The following is a 14,956-nucleotide window of genomic DNA, read 5'->3' as shown; positions in this document are numbered from 1 at the left end:
ACTCTTTTTTAATATTTGCGACCGCCACAGGCGGTATTTAAGATGCTCTATACACATAATATATATTTTTAAAATAGATAAATTATTAAATAGATAAATAGTTAAAAAGCAAGAACTGCACGCACATAGTAGTCCGTACCGTCCTTACTGCGGTAGTCCAAGGCGACGCCCGAACTGTAGAAGTGAACGCGCGGAGCGTTGCCAGGAGACCACTCCGACGCAGACCAATAATAGCTTGAAGTTAATGCTTGCCCACCAACAGCTGCGTTTATAGCTGCATTTACATTCGTGGTTGCTGTACCAGTACTATAAACGTTACCATAACTAGACGAACTTGCCTGCATACTGGTCAAGTCTACCTTACCAAGATTAGCACAAACATCCCACCATTGACCTATACTTGGAAGATACCAACCACTATTTTTAAAACCAGATACATCCACATTATAATTATTAGCTGCCTTCCATGCGGGATAGCTGCTATTACTTTTATTGTAACCTTTCGTAAAGGTGCCATAATAACCTGCAGTTATATCATTATAATAACCGGCAAAGGTTGTAACTTTGGTTAATCCTGCATCAACTCCATAAGGACCCCAAGAAGTTCCTGTACTCGCATCTTTTAGAGCTAGTGCATAGCCATGGGTATAACCTTTACTGTATTCGGCTGAGCTTAACTGATTAGAGAACACGATACCAACTACTGTTGTACCAGCAGGTGGTGTACCTGACGTACCTGTTGTGCCATCACTATAGAGATAAGTACCAGGAGTAGCTGTACCTGTTACTGCATTAGCACGAGTACCTTGACTTTGATAAGTAACCCTTGCATCATTAGCACCACTGCCAAAGATTGCAATATTGCATTGATAATTAAAATTTCTATTTACATTGAAGTTGGTATAATCCAAAACAGGACTTGTTGCATTTGTTACTCCTCCAAGATATACTCTATATGTAGATGTCCATCCAGCATTATATCCTGTTCCTCCTGCAGTTATCAGTAAATATGAAGAACCGCTCGGTGCATTAGCTGCAGTTCTTAATTCTGCTGTATTGGAAGCAGAAGCTGTGCCAGCTAGATTCTCATAGATATAATATGGTCCTGCATTGACTACAGTACCCGCATAAACAGGAGTTGCAACTGCACTAAAATTCAATCCTGCAAATCCAGTTGTTGGATTTGATGTATTCCCTGACGCTATATAGCATTCATTGGGTACATTGCAAAGCTGATAACTGGTTATTGCAATATCACTTGAAGGGGTTATTGTAAATGTATACTTACTATATAATCGGCTTAAAATAACGGTCTGAGTATTTGTTCCGCTACTCAGCGTTACACCAGGAATCGTACCATATAATATTTCATTGCTCTTTGCTCCAAGTGCATCCGCTGATGCCAAGGCTGGAGTAACCTTTGCCTGAAGTTCTGTAAGTGTACTGATACCGTCAAAATAGGAACTGCTGCCAGTGTTGGCGATGGCACAGACTGTACAACCGTTGCTTACTCTGGCAGAAACGGATACGGCTGTAGGATTGCTTGATGCATACGCACTACCTACTAAATGCCCCTGTGCATCAAAGACAAGTACATTCACATTTTCTATGGCGTCACTGATTGCACGCGTGACTGTCGTAGGATCCTGCTGCGCTATCTTTACTGTCAGCGTAGCAGCATCCTTGTTTTCATCAAGCATGTCGTCCATCGTGTTACAAGAAGATACGAATGCCAATGTAAATAATATATATAGTAAATATGATATTCTTCTAATCATAATTGTATCATGCATAATCTAAAATTTACGGTATTACAACATGCTGTAAGTACTCACTCCAAGGCATAACATTTAAAATCAGCTGCTTGCTGCTGCAGTCAACGATGATAACCTTATCGTCACCCGAATTCAGAGTTACCCTGTTGCCATAACTGTCACGGTTGGTACTCCAGATAAGCTGCGTCATTGAAGAGCGGGACTTGCCTGAGCCGTCAGGATTACTGAACACGGATACTGTCACGTATTCATTCTGCATTGTTGGAAAAGTATTGATGCTACTTGTCACCAGTTGATTAGATGTATCAAAGACTGCTGACGGGGAGTATTCTATTGAATCTCCAGTTATCTGTCCTGCAAAGGTCATGGTACTGCGGAATCCTGACAGGACGACCTTATAATCCCTGTCTCCGAAAAATTCCTTGAGCTGCCTGATAACGACATGAACCGTTGCTGGTTTCTTCTTCATCACAATATTACCATATACTGCACTCATACCTGCTGACTGAGAGCTGATGGCATAAGTGCCATAATATAGTGAAGACGGAAGTATATATTCTCCCGTGATAGGATCGCGCTTTACGCTTACAGATATGGAATTCATGTCTGATCCTACTGCGGGAGTGAATATCTGAGCACTGTCTTTATCCGAACTGCCTATGGCCACTAAAGACGCATTTCCATTTCTGCCGTCATAGCTTATCTTATAGCTGCTGTCTGGATCCGACGTGACGATACGGTCAAACTTACCGTCTATGAAGAGATATGCCATCATGTTACCTTTCACTTTTGCTGTCAAGGCATTGCCAACACTGTCCGTCTGCGACACAATGACAGAGCATTGGACGCAGTCGGAATAGTCATCGTTGATGCACGAGGCAAGCAGCGACAACAGTGGAAGCAACAGTAGATGATGGTAATATCTTAACTTCATAATACGATTTCGTTTTATTGTATTCTATATCTTTACTTAACAGTTACGTCCTGAACATAATCAGTCCAGTCCTTCACATTCATTGTGATTGTTGCCTCAGAAGGAGTAATGTCCTTTCCAGGATCGTCCATACCCTTGCCACTGATTGTGATGATTACTTCATAGCTTGTACTTTTTACAATCTTTGAGTCGTTTTCATCATTTGCAGGACGGTCTGTTCCATTCTTTGTGATAGTTGTATTAGTCTGCAATTTGTTTATTGTGATTGGATAATAAACAACTTCAGGATCGCCGTCTTTGGGTTTAAACTCTCCTTTGATTACTAGCTTTGTAGGAGTAGCTGCGCTTGTGTTAGGGAATGTATAGAACGTATAGACAGTAGGAGAAGTCTCATTATAGCTTGAAATAGGACCTGAACTCAGATAATAGTAATCTGTAGGACTTGCAACTGCATAAGTACCTGCTTTATCAGTATTCTCACCAGTCTGTGGAGAAGAACCAGTACCGCCGAATGTGCTGACAGTGTTGGCATTATAAAGGAATACTTCCTTCGGAGTAAATGTAGCATCTACATAACCCGTTCCGGTAAAGTTGGTTTTGATGGAATTCAACTTTATCCTTCCTACAAGGTTGTACATGTCAACTATTGGACTTGCCTTGGAATCAGTGCCGAAAGTAAGGGTTGCATTACCATACTTTGGAAGCGTTTTCTCGTCCTGACTATTTGCAGTCTTAACAGAGCTTGCTGTACTAGCCAAGTCTGTAGTCACTGCTTCCAGGTTGGTCTTATTTACAATGCTCGTAAATGTAGAAGTAGAACCAGGATTAGCAACTACACTAACTTGAGTAGCCTGTGTCGTGGTACTGATAGTAGGAGTTGCAGAAGTGCTTGTTAAAAAGCTCTGTACGGTTCCTACTATGGCACCGGAAGCATCAAAGGCTGCAGCCTGACCTTCTTTGATATACTTTTCATTATCAGAAGGGGTTGAACGGGTCATAGACTTTCCGTTAAGTTGCAAGTTGACAACTGCTGGATTACCTTTGGTTATAGTTCCTTCTTCCGTGTCGGAAGAAGAGCAGGATGTCATCAATAATACTGATAACACTGCTGATAAAAGCAAATAATTTTTATTCATAATCTAATTCTTTTAATTGTATTCTTAATTCTATGTATTTGTTATTTAATGAATTACAATCGAATTGTATCGTTAAACCTTAGAAAACTAAAAGTGTTCCGCAGTTGTGGCATTTGTATAACCATCTACACTGGTGGTAACGGTCACATTGGTCGCTGTCAGTTCATCAGATACGCTGTTAACGCCTGTTCCAGATATGGTTACAGCAAGACCGTATGTGGTGTTGCTCAGAATCTTTGAGTCACCAGTTCCACCTGTAACAGTGGAAATAATGTTGCCTGTGGCTGAACTGTTTACCGTGATTGGATAATATGTTGTATATGTCGTGCCACTCTTTGTGGTAAACGTTCCCTTGATAACCAACTTGGTCGGTACCGTTGTACTGCTGTTGGGAAAGACATAGAAGTAATAGGGACTGCTACTACTGAATGAACTGATAGTTCCACTGCCCAGATAGGCTGTGTTTGCATTTGCTGGGATGTTCTCACCACTCACGCTACCGCTGACAGACTTCGTATTCCAGTTGGTCAGAGAGTTGCTGGCATTATACATGAATATCTCCGTAGGAGCAAAAGTACAACCTGTATATGAACCAGTGAAGTTGTAGGTTATATTTGTCAGGGCAACGCGTGCAACCATACGGTTCAGGGTTACTGTAGGATTCAGAGTTGTACCTGAGCCCCAGTTTAAAGTCTTCACATCAGACATCATCGGCAGCGACTTCATGCTCTGCGAGTTGAATGAAGTAACGCCGGTCTTAGTCTTACCGTCTACAGAGGAAGTATAGCCTAAGTCCTGGGCTACTGTATAGAAGTCACTTACTGTGTACTTTCCTACAAATGCACCGGTAGGCACATTGGCAAAGACAAGCATCTTGACTGCGTCTGTACGGGTGGGGACTTTTTCATCTCCTTTGTAATCATACTCATAAAGCGTCACAAGTTTGTCATTGGTGTTAAACAGTCCCACGCATATATGATTCAGAGTTCCCTCGTTGGCGCCGACTGTTCCACCCTTGTCCGTAGGCAGAACACCAGTGGACCGCGTTGCGGATTTGGCACCTGAACTTACAATGCCTGTTGAGAGCGATATATTGACGGAGGCATGCTCAGGAGTGCCGTTCTCCGGTACGACGGTATTGTCCGACGCACAGGAGAATAGAAGCATACATGCCGCCAATAGTGATGATATGTATAATGTATGTTTCATAAGGCTTTATTTACTATATTAATTATCAATCGTTTTATTTACTTTGTTGATTATGCTTTATTTAATCTTCATCAGCTCGCTCAGGGCTCTGTCTGCCTGAGTAACTCCGGCTGCCTTTGCCATCTTCAGGTAAACCTCTGCCTTATCACGATTGCCCTCGCTAAGATAAAGGAGGCCCATATTGCAGTAGGCTCTTGGATCTGTCTCCCAACGCTTAAGATACTTATGCGCAAGCGTTACATCGTTACGTGTCAGGGCTACACCGGCTGCATTGATATTAGCTTCGGCATTATCTGGGAAAAGACGAGCTGTCAAATCCAATATATCATTGTACTCGCGAGAGCCCTTCTTGTAGAATCCTGCTGTGGCATAGAGTTCACCCAGCGTCATTGTTGCAGGGTTGGAACCAAGATGCTGCATGGCTGAATTGCTGTCGAAGCCGTCGTGACGGAAAGTAAGCGTATATTTGATGCGATAGACCTTAGGGAAGATGAAGCGGTTCATATAAGCATACGGCATACCCAGTCCTAAATTCTCAATCTCACGCTCACGACCGTTGACTACGTCGATATTCTTAATGATATCTACAACAGCATCGCGAAGGTTCATGCCGCTACCTGCTACAAGTGAAGAGATACTATCCCAGTCCTCTGCAAGCCAGCTTACGTTAAGGTCGTTACGGTTGGTGAGCTTCTGCTTCATCAGGAACTTCTTCAAATCAAGAGAACGCTCCATTGCCTCACTCTCGTTACGGCGATAGTTGCCGATAGGAGCACCAAAGCCATTGATACGAAGACCAACAAGGCTTGTGCCGTAACGCTGAAGTTCGCTTTTCACATCAGAGGCAATAGTATTGAACACGGTGTGGTTGAATCTGCTGCCACTGAGTTTGGCGAGTGCCTTGTTACCGAAGATCGAAATCTCTCCGCTGCGGTGGAACTTATCTATATCTGAGCCCTGTGGCTGAAGGAACTGTACATAGTCCATCAGATTATAATAGTGAACATTGGGATCGGGATTGTCGTTACTCATGTCATGGAGGTAGATGTTCTTCAGCACAAGGTCCTCGTAGACATGACCTTTCCTGCCCTGACAGTTAAGTTCCTCACTCTCTACATACATGCGGCAGTCCTGCATCCAGTCCTTATAAGGAACGGTGGTGTCGTAGATGAAGTAGCGCTTGGCGGCATGACTGTCCTTGACAACGATGGGGATATTACGGCGGACCTCTGAAAGGACCTCTGTACGGTGAGCATCGCGCTCTCGCTCACGACCGTTGATGACCACTGAGGAAAGCACGGAAACCGCACTGTCTGTCTTTAGGACAGGAGTAAATGTCAGTGCCTCGCAGCTTCCCACAACGCTGCTGTCATAGCTTACCTTCATGCGCACACGGAGAAGGTCTCCCTGACGGGTAAAGTTCTCTGAATTGACGTAGATCTGACCGCCGTAGACAGTCTGGGCGGATGCTGCGGGTGCTACTCCGCAGAAGGCAAGAAGAAAGAATGCAGATTGTAATAGTTTCATTTCTCTATAAATATTATTTCATTGTTATTATCTTATTATGTACACCAAAGACACCGAAAGTCCTACAGGACCGAAGTAGTCACTGCTCCTTGTATATTCATGGTAGCCGTAACGTCCTTCCCGGTAATGGCGGTAGCGCAAGTGCAGGTAGCCGGCAGACAAGGAAGTATCTATGCCCCAATGAGGTGAAAGAATCCTATGCCAGCCGAAAGTGAGTCCCGCACCGTTGAAGTTGCCTTCAGCACGGTGATGGGAAAGATGAAAAAAGGGAATGCGGCTTAAGTTGAAGCCTCCGTGAATGCCGAAAACTCCTATGTAAGGACCGTTGAAAGCCTTGCGGAACCAGTGACGGGCTTCGTACTGGACTGACCAGTTCTTCCATTTACGGTTCTCATTATATGATATAGGGCAATAGGTAGAAGAAACATTCAGGGTAAGGGTGCTGTCAAGGCGCACCTCGGTACCGAGCGAAGGCACGGCTATGGCATCGTAGACCAGATTGGACTTCAGGGCGACATATTGCGCTTGAAGGCGCAATGACGAAAGGGATACCAATAAAACCAAAAATGACTTTAATATAATATCACTTATTCTAAAATTCGTACTATGAAATTTTAATTTACTCATCCAATTTATCTATTCTATTATTACACGTTCCGTTACTTTGTAAGTAACAGAAAGGATTGGGGAATAATGTTGGATAAGAATAGACAAAAAGGGAACTAACCAGCGGATAGGTGCTACCGTTGGATAACAATATGTACATCGAATTATGTTTAAAATGTGTTTATATCAAACGCATTAAGATTACATATGTCCCGTTGGTTATGTTTTTTATTGGTTTTTATTATTTTTTAGTTAATAAATGCAAATTAGTATATAACTTAATAAATTAATAACTACATTTGCCCAACAATTAGTTGTATCTGTTACTTACAAAGTAACGGCTACATTTTTTATTTACTTTCGATATTTATTGATATCTTTTTAAAAGGCTAATCATTGATACTTATCTTACATTCAGACATTTGCAGACTTTGCTGTTTGCCTTTCCTATTTCTTCTGCATCAAAACCTTTTAAGTATATCTGTGTGGTCCTGATGTCGGAATGGCCGAGGGCGGAACTGATTACCTCCACTGGCACATGATGGCGGAGCGCATTCGTAGCCCAGGAATGACGGAAGGTGTAGGAAGAAATGCAAACCTTAACGCCAAAGGCTTTTGCAAGACGTTTAAGACCGGCATTGAAATTGCGAAGCAATGACTGATAGCGTTTGTAGCCGATCTCCGTGCTGAGGTCTAAATCTGATATAGGGAGAAGCTTGATGAGGTTGCGAACATTTCTATTTACGGGAATGTTGACACAGCTCCCTGTCTTCTGGCGGTTGTATTTCAACACACCGTCCATAACCGAATGAATGCCAAGATGCTGCAAATCAACAAACGGCATTCCACAAAGTCGGTACATGGCTGCTGCCATTAACTGAACCCGTTTCAGAGCTAGGCTTTTCACCTCACCAGTCAAGATCTCCTTCAAATTAGATTCGTCGAGTGCCTTCTTGTGGTTTCTGTCTATGCCCGTGAACACATCATGGAACAGGTTGAACACAAATCGGGCAAGACCAGCCATCACCGCCTTGTTGTAGATGGCACGGAGCATACGCATGTAAGTAGAAATGGTGTTGAAGGAATGGGAAGTACGAATAAGGTATTTCTCATAGAGTTTCAGGGCTTGGGTAGTGATGTCCCCGAAGCGGATGGTGTCACGTCCGAGATACTCACTGAAAGAGTGAGCGGCACAACCATAAAGGTGGGCAGTAGAAAAGCTCCCGCAACTTTTTTGTTTGTTAATACATGTCTGTGTAAAAGAAGAGAATGTTACTTTCATAAAATAATAATGATTTAAAAAGTGAATTACAAATATACAAATCAAAAACTAATAAAAAGAAAGTACAATCTTATTTTAAATTTAATAACACACGAATCTTTATTATTTAAATACGGATTATATATATTGTTCAAAATAATAGACAGAACGATTCCCCACTAATACTCCTTACTGTATATATTTGCAGTATCTGCTAAAGCAGAGGACGCAGAGAAAGACAGATACCACATAGTGGAGACAATGCTGTTCACGTTGTTTGCTGTTTATCTGCGCAAATAGGAACTGAGCCTAAACTTTTAAATTAAACTTTAGACCAAAGCTGTATAATAATTTATATACAGCAATAAGAAAAAAAAGTCCTCAGTAATAATACTGAGGACTTTGCAGAAGGAGAGGGATAATGATCCCTTACCCTCGTATGCCTTTTATTTATATAATAACCAGCTCATGAGGTTCTATAAAGCGTAATGGTTATCGATTTGAATTGTAAACCATATGGGCCTTCACTCTCAAAATATCCACTTGTAGGAAACTGAGAGCAGAAGTCATTGCAGGTATCATCATCGAGATGTGAATCCAGTTCCATACGTATCACTTGGTTCTGTTTATCGAAACTCAGCTCCTAGATGCTACATCGGGCACAGGAATCCTCTGTCGTGCTGACTCCATCCATCAACTGCAAAATATCAAAGTACTCTTTCCGAAAATCATATACCGAAGATCAATAATAATATAAGCGCGATAAGTGCTAGTCCGCCCTGTTTAGGGAATATTTTCGGGTTAGAACTAACGGCTCCGTAAGCAGCTACGATTATGATATAGTTCAGTAGAAGGACTATCGTTCCTTTAGAGTGCATGATAAACAAGGCAATTAATAGCATCACGGCAATAAGAAGGTTGTACACTCCCTGATTTTTCAGAAGTACATTCACATTCTTACCCTCCAAAACCTCCTTGGTCATACCGAAGGTCTCGGAAGTTTTCCTTGATGTTGTAGCAATAGTTTCGAGATAGAAAATATACACGAACTCTATGACCACAAGCACCACAAAAATGTCAGTTAGAATATTCATAAGGCGAAGATACAAAATATTTTCGGAATGCCAATCATTTCTATATAATAAGTTGAATATGAGGTCTATTTAAATTAAAGAAACTACTTATTGATACAACATGTATATCAGTAGGCACAGAGTCGCCCGAACTTAGCCATAATAATTTACATACAGCAATAAATAAAAAAAAGTCCTCAGTAATAATACTGAGGACTTTGCGGAGAGAGAGGGATTCGAACCCCCGGTACCTCTCGGTACGGCAGTTTTCAAGACTGCTGTAATCGACCGCTCTACCATCTCTCCATTGATGATGTTAGCTTGGTTTCTTAAAGCGAGTGCAAAAGTAATGGATATTTTTTAATCCTCCAAATATTTCTGAAACTTTTTTCAAAAAAAATCGCTTTTCTTTAAAAATAATTGCCGTTTTATTGCCTTTCAAGACGTTTTCTAGCGCAGTACCATTGTCTCCAATTTAACAGCCATCGGGAAAAGAACCTTGTTTTCAATCGCCACATGTTCATCCAATGCCTGACGAAATTCTCGCAATAATTGCATTGCTTCTACATAATAATCATCAGAAGAATCTGGAGCAGTGTAGTTATTAGTCAAATCGGCTATGCGATTATGACGTGATATTTCCTCGTCATGATCAGCCATCATTGCATTTATTGGACTCTGAACACTTCCGCAATGAAACGGCGGAACTGTGTGACCTTGCGCATAAGCCTCGTACATCTCTAAAACATAAAGATAGAGAATGTTATCCTCCTTACTGCAATGCACATCAAGATCATAAAGAGAATTACGGAAATGATCTGTTACCTTTAGAAGATTTGGAGCGTCTGCCTTGTGGATTTCTGCCACAGCTATTAATTTATTAAGCACCTTTGGGCCTTTTTCTCGTATCCCACGATGATGAACTTTCTGAATGTAATCAACCAATAAATCGATATCCCATTGCTCAAAAGAATAAATAGTATTCATATTTTCTACGTCTTATTATTGTCGGCAAAGGTAGAAGAAAATGATTATATAATAAGGTAACATTTGTGACCTCTATGTGGTTAATATTAGTTAAGACGTGTTTTATAACATAGTTTTAGCAATTTAACGATTAAAAATTTTACTGAATCAGGAAAAGTTCGTATTTTTGGAGAAACGGAGGTAAATATTATGAAAAGAATAACAGCTGATAATTTCGAAGAGCTATACGTTGACAAAATTGAGTTGGCGGAAATAGACAAATTTGTATGCTGTGAAATGTCAAGACAGATACACAGATACATAAAAGGCATGTCGGGTTCAAAAAATATTATGATGAGATTTGAGGAATCGCTGTCGAAACTAAGTGTTCCTGAAAAAGAAAAAGCCATTGCTAAATACATAGACCTAAACAGAAAAGCTATTAGTGGACTTGATTGGAAAATGGTGATTGTGAGGGCTGCAGCTAACTACTCTGACACATACAGTTACTGGCATAGAATGATAAGCAATCCTAGAAAAACAGTAGCATATATACAGCGAATAAAAAGAAAATACATCAAGTTTCATAGTGTGTTTGAAGAAAACGGAAAGTTTGGCATTAAAGATCATGAAGGAAAAATCCTCATACACCCACTTTATGATTTTCTGAGGACACCATACGTATATGTTGATGATTTATGTATGATGCCTGTTATCGCAAAGAAGAACGGAAAAATGGGACTTATACTACCTGACGGAAAAGACACCGTGATTGCTGAGTTTATTTATGACGATATGCAACTAAGGTGTGAGCCACCTTATTTTGAAGGTATACAAGGTAAGAAACATATACTTATAGACAGATACGGAGCTAAACAAGCATAAAAAAAAGGATGTAGTGAAAACTACATCCTTCTGTTTTTTTTGAGCCTCTTGTCGGATTCGAACCAACGACCCCGAGATTACAAATCACGTGCTCTGGCCAACTGAGCTAAAGAGGCGGGTGGGCAAGCGATCCTTATCGCGACGCTACAACCAAGTACCCTTGCTACGTTCCCGTCCTGGGGGATTCCAAGGGAGCTGACCGTAAGGGACTTGCCCATGTTGCTTTTGTTAAGCGGGTGCAAAAGTAAACGTTTTTTTTGAATGGCAAAAAAAATACATAAACTATTTTACGATTTTAACATCTATTAAAAATCTACTATCGTTATTCCAGCACCGCCAAACTGCACATGCTCATCTGCATAATGAGTGACATTAGGAATCCCTGCAAGATATTGCCTTATAAGACTACGAAGGATTCCGTTACCTTTTCCATGCAAGATACGTACTCTACTCATGCCCACAAGTATTGCATCATCTATGAAATACTGAACTGCATTAAGAGCCTCATCGCCACGCATTCCCCTGACATCCAAATCCTGATGAAAGTTTTTCTTATGATCATCTATCGTGTCACGGGTAGCACGGCTTACCTGATATGCGTTATCAGCTGCCTCATCGTTCTCTTTATTCCCTACTCCACTTGCAGCTTCCAAACGGTCAAGGCGCATCTTTGAGCGCATACCGCCAAATATAACCGTACACATTTTTCCATCAATAGACTCTATTGTCCCCGTTGAAGACAATCCTTTTATACGTACCGTTGAGCCAATTCCTATCGTTCCATTTGAACTATCGGCGATAGACATATTTATATCGATTGGGCTATCAGAAACAGGTTGAATGCTTTTTTTATCAGCTTTCTCTTTCTTACGCTGTTCCTTGCGCTGACGACGCTGCTCGATCTGCTTCATTTTCTTTTCGAAATCATCATCAGAAATAATTCCATGAGACTGTTTACCAGTAACTGTTTTTCCTGAACTCACAGCAGTTTCAAAGTCACGCAGTTCCTCACGAATCTTACGAGTAGCCTCTTTTTCTGCTTGATTTTGTTTGATTTCACGAATTGCGTTTTCAATACGTTTGTTACTTTCCTTCAACAGTTCTTCAGCTTCAGCCTTTGCCTTTGCTACAATATCACGTCTCTGGCTTTGCAGTTCCGCAATTTCCTGTTCATATTTAGAGATGGTCTTCTCTACATCTTTTTCACGTTGATGGATAGATTGTCGCTTGGCTTCCCAATAACGCTTATCACGAACAATATCCTGTAAATACTTATCACTCTGTATATAGTCGTTTCCAACTATCTCAGAAGCTTCTGCGATCACATCTTCAGGGAGTCCTATCTTACGTGCTATTTCAATGGCGAAACTACTACCCGGTCTTCCTATAGCAAGTTGGAAGAGCGCACGCATCTCATGGCGATCATATAGCATTGCACCATTGACAACTCCAGGATGAGAATCAGCAAAATGCTTAAGATTCTGATAATGGGTGGTGATTACAGCCCATGCGCCCTTTGAGCAAAACTTATCCAAAACACTCTCAGCAATGGCACCACCAATCTGAGGTTCGGTACCTGTACCAAATTCGTCAATAAGGATAAGGGTGCGATCTGAAGCCTGTTTCATCATACTCTTCATATTCAGCAGATGAGAAGAATATGTAGATAAATCGTTTTCAAGACTCTGCTCATCTCCAATATCCATCATCATGTCATCGAAGATTCCACAAGTGGAACGATAACTTACAGGAATTGGCAGACCACACTGCAACATATACTGCAACAGTCCTACTGTTTTAAGACAGACAGACTTACCACCAGCATTAGGACCAGAAATAATAAGGATATGCTTATCAGAAGTAAGAGTTATACCCAACGATACAATTTTACCACCATTAGCAGATAAACGCTTTTCTAATAAAGGATGTCTAGCCTCTATCCAATCCATATATGGTGACGACTTAACTTCAGGAGAAATGGCATGAAGACTCTTTCCCAACTCAACTTTGGCATTTATGAAATCCATTATGCCGAGGAAATTAAACGAGTCTAGGATTTCTCTAACATTTGGTCGCACATGATCGGTTATAACGATGAGTATTCTTATAACTTCTTGACGCTCTTCAGCTTCTAATTCGCGAATTTTATTATTTGCCTCAACAACCTCAGCCGGTTCTACAAAGACAGTTCTACCGGTAGCACTTTCATCATGCACAATACCGTTTATACGTCGTTTCAATCCAGGAGCAACAGGTATCACAAGTCTACCGTCACGCATTGTTGGAGTTACATCCTTATCAACAACACCTTCGGCCTGTGCAGAACGTAAAATTCCATACAAAGTACGAGAAACAGAACCTTCAGCCCTAGCAAGTTCACGACGAAGTCTAAGTAATTCAGGAGAAGCATTGTCACGCATGTGTCCAAACTTATCTATAACTTGATCTATACGCTGAATAAGATTAGGAAACGTAGCGATGCCATCCGACAAAAGAAACAAAGCCTTTCCTGGGGCATTCTCAATTTCATCAGGGTGCAAAATACTAACAATCTTATTGATCGTGTCAAGACTTCGGCGAAGATTAAAGAATTCTTCCTCTTCAAGATGAGTATTAGCAATACGTGCACGCTTCAAACTCTCACGCATGTCGTATATATTCCCTAATGGAAAATCAGGATTTTCCTCAAGAAGTGCAGCCAACTCACGAGTTTGGTCATGAAGTTCATTGATGAGCAAATGGTCTGACGAGAATTCCATAGCGTCAACCTGCGACTTTCCAAGCGTGGACAGACAACGTTCACGCAGCAAATTACGTATATCGGTAAATCCGATTTTATCTTCAAAATTATCAGGATAAATCATAAATGACATTACTTTGGTGCAAAGATACAACTTTTTGGTAGAAAGCAAATAGCTTTAAAGTTTAAAGTTAAGCAGCAGATAGGGAAAGTTTTGCGTTTAAAAAGTAAAAATAAGCCAAAAAGTAATCTTGTTATGAATTTATATGATAGAAAATAATTATCTTTGCACTGTTTATAAACATAAATTCAGTTAATGATTAATATTCGTGCCATAAATCAGACAAAGGCATTCGCACGACAGGATGGAGCATTGCTCTCATTGTTGTGGATTTCAGCATTTGCATTTACAATTTTAACTCCACAGTCAAGCATTGGTGGACTACTAGCTCTATCAACACCATTCTTTGTAGCATGGCGAATGATAAGTTTCAAGAACTACGCTCTAGAAGGTAACATATCTTACAGGAGAGCGCTTGTGTACTGCATGTATACTTTTTTCTATAGTTCTCTGATATTCGGAGTAGCACAATTCCTCTATTTCAGGTTTCTTGACCAAGGAAGATTCATGGGAACAGTAAGTACGATGATGCTTGCAATGCAAACTACATATAAGCAAAACGGCATTGACACAAAAGAAATCAATGACGCCATGACGCTTATCAACACAATGACACCTCTTGAACTATCATTCATGATAATGGTGTACAATCTGATAATCGGTTGGATATGCTCAATATTCATTGCAGCATTCGCAAGATTTAAAGTTAAGAAATAAAAAGTT

The 14,956-nt window shown here is 40.8% G+C and carries 12 protein-coding genes and 2 tRNA genes; 2 read left to right on the top strand and 12 right to left on the bottom strand.

The window, feature by feature from the left end:
- Positions 1 to 101: 101 nt before the first annotated feature.
- From prwr041_RS10475 to prwr041_RS10430, 10 genes are all read right to left on the bottom strand, one after another.
- Positions 102 to 1,778 (bottom strand): DUF4906 domain-containing protein, encoded by a 1,677-nt coding sequence (locus prwr041_RS10475; RefSeq protein WP_207153728.1) that lies wholly within the window; start codon positions 1,776 to 1,778, stop codon positions 102 to 104.
- A 25-nt stretch (positions 1,779 to 1,803) separates the two neighbouring features.
- On the bottom strand, positions 1,804 to 2,709 hold the full coding sequence (locus prwr041_RS10470; protein WP_237072216.1) for a FimB/Mfa2 family fimbrial subunit: 906 nt from the start codon (positions 2,707 to 2,709) through the stop codon (positions 1,804 to 1,806).
- A gap of 32 nt (positions 2,710 to 2,741) precedes the next feature.
- A complete protein-coding gene (locus prwr041_RS10465; RefSeq protein ID WP_207153727.1) occupies positions 2,742 to 3,845 on the bottom strand; it encodes a hypothetical protein in 1,104 nt (367 codons plus the stop codon).
- 87 nt (positions 3,846 to 3,932) lie between these two features.
- On the bottom strand, positions 3,933 to 5,054 hold the full coding sequence (locus prwr041_RS10460; protein ID WP_237072215.1) for a hypothetical protein: 1,122 nt from the start codon (positions 5,052 to 5,054) through the stop codon (positions 3,933 to 3,935).
- Between the two features lie 57 nt (positions 5,055 to 5,111).
- Positions 5,112 to 6,581 carry a tetratricopeptide repeat protein gene (locus prwr041_RS10455; protein ID WP_207153726.1) on the bottom strand — a complete coding sequence of 490 codons (1,470 nt, stop codon included), beginning with the start codon at positions 6,579 to 6,581 and terminating at the stop codon, positions 5,112 to 5,114.
- 27 nt (positions 6,582 to 6,608) lie between these two features.
- The gene (locus prwr041_RS10450; RefSeq protein WP_207153725.1) at positions 6,609 to 7,208 is read right to left on the bottom strand and encodes a DUF3575 domain-containing protein; all 600 of its coding nucleotides are present in this window, start codon (positions 7,206 to 7,208) and stop codon (positions 6,609 to 6,611) included.
- A 382-nt stretch (positions 7,209 to 7,590) separates the two neighbouring features.
- The gene (locus prwr041_RS10445; protein ID WP_207153724.1) at positions 7,591 to 8,469 is read right to left on the bottom strand and encodes a tyrosine-type recombinase/integrase; all 879 of its coding nucleotides are present in this window, start codon (positions 8,467 to 8,469) and stop codon (positions 7,591 to 7,593) included.
- 707 nt (positions 8,470 to 9,176) lie between these two features.
- Positions 9,177 to 9,542, bottom strand: coding sequence for a DUF1304 domain-containing protein (locus prwr041_RS10440; RefSeq protein ID WP_207153723.1), 366 nt, complete (start codon positions 9,540 to 9,542; stop codon positions 9,177 to 9,179).
- A gap of 200 nt (positions 9,543 to 9,742) precedes the next feature.
- Positions 9,743 to 9,827: transfer RNA gene (locus prwr041_RS10435), tRNA-Ser, on the bottom strand.
- Between the two features lie 144 nt (positions 9,828 to 9,971).
- A complete protein-coding gene (locus tag prwr041_RS10430; RefSeq protein WP_207153722.1) occupies positions 9,972 to 10,508 on the bottom strand; it encodes a hemerythrin domain-containing protein in 537 nt (178 codons plus the stop codon).
- 189 nt (positions 10,509 to 10,697) lie between these two features.
- On the opposite strand from prwr041_RS10430, the gene prwr041_RS10425 reads away from it, so the two are divergent.
- Positions 10,698 to 11,372 carry a hypothetical protein gene (locus prwr041_RS10425; RefSeq protein ID WP_207153721.1) on the top strand — a complete coding sequence of 225 codons (675 nt, stop codon included), beginning with the start codon at positions 10,698 to 10,700 and terminating at the stop codon, positions 11,370 to 11,372.
- Between the two features lie 42 nt (positions 11,373 to 11,414).
- Here the strand turns inward: prwr041_RS10425 and prwr041_RS10420 are convergent.
- Both prwr041_RS10420 and prwr041_RS10415 read right to left on the bottom strand, forming a co-directional pair.
- A tRNA-Thr gene (locus tag prwr041_RS10420) sits at positions 11,415 to 11,488 on the bottom strand.
- Positions 11,489 to 11,677: 189 nt separating this feature from the next.
- Positions 11,678 to 14,236, bottom strand: a complete 2,559-nt coding sequence (locus tag prwr041_RS10415) for an endonuclease MutS2 (protein ID WP_207155658.1) — start codon at positions 14,234 to 14,236, stop codon at positions 11,678 to 11,680.
- A gap of 192 nt (positions 14,237 to 14,428) precedes the next feature.
- Between prwr041_RS10415 and prwr041_RS10410 the strand changes: the two genes are divergently transcribed.
- A complete protein-coding gene (locus prwr041_RS10410) occupies positions 14,429 to 14,950 on the top strand; it encodes a DUF4199 domain-containing protein (protein ID WP_207153720.1) in 522 nt (173 codons plus the stop codon).
- The last annotated feature ends 6 nt before the right edge of the window (positions 14,951 to 14,956 follow it).

The sequence above is a fragment of the Prevotella herbatica genome (assembly GCF_017347605.1).
Taxonomy (GTDB): Bacteria; Bacteroidota; Bacteroidia; order Bacteroidales; family Bacteroidaceae; genus Prevotella; species Prevotella herbatica.
The sequence above is the reverse complement of the archived record's forward strand: the minus strand, read 5'-3'. Positions and strand labels throughout refer to the sequence as shown.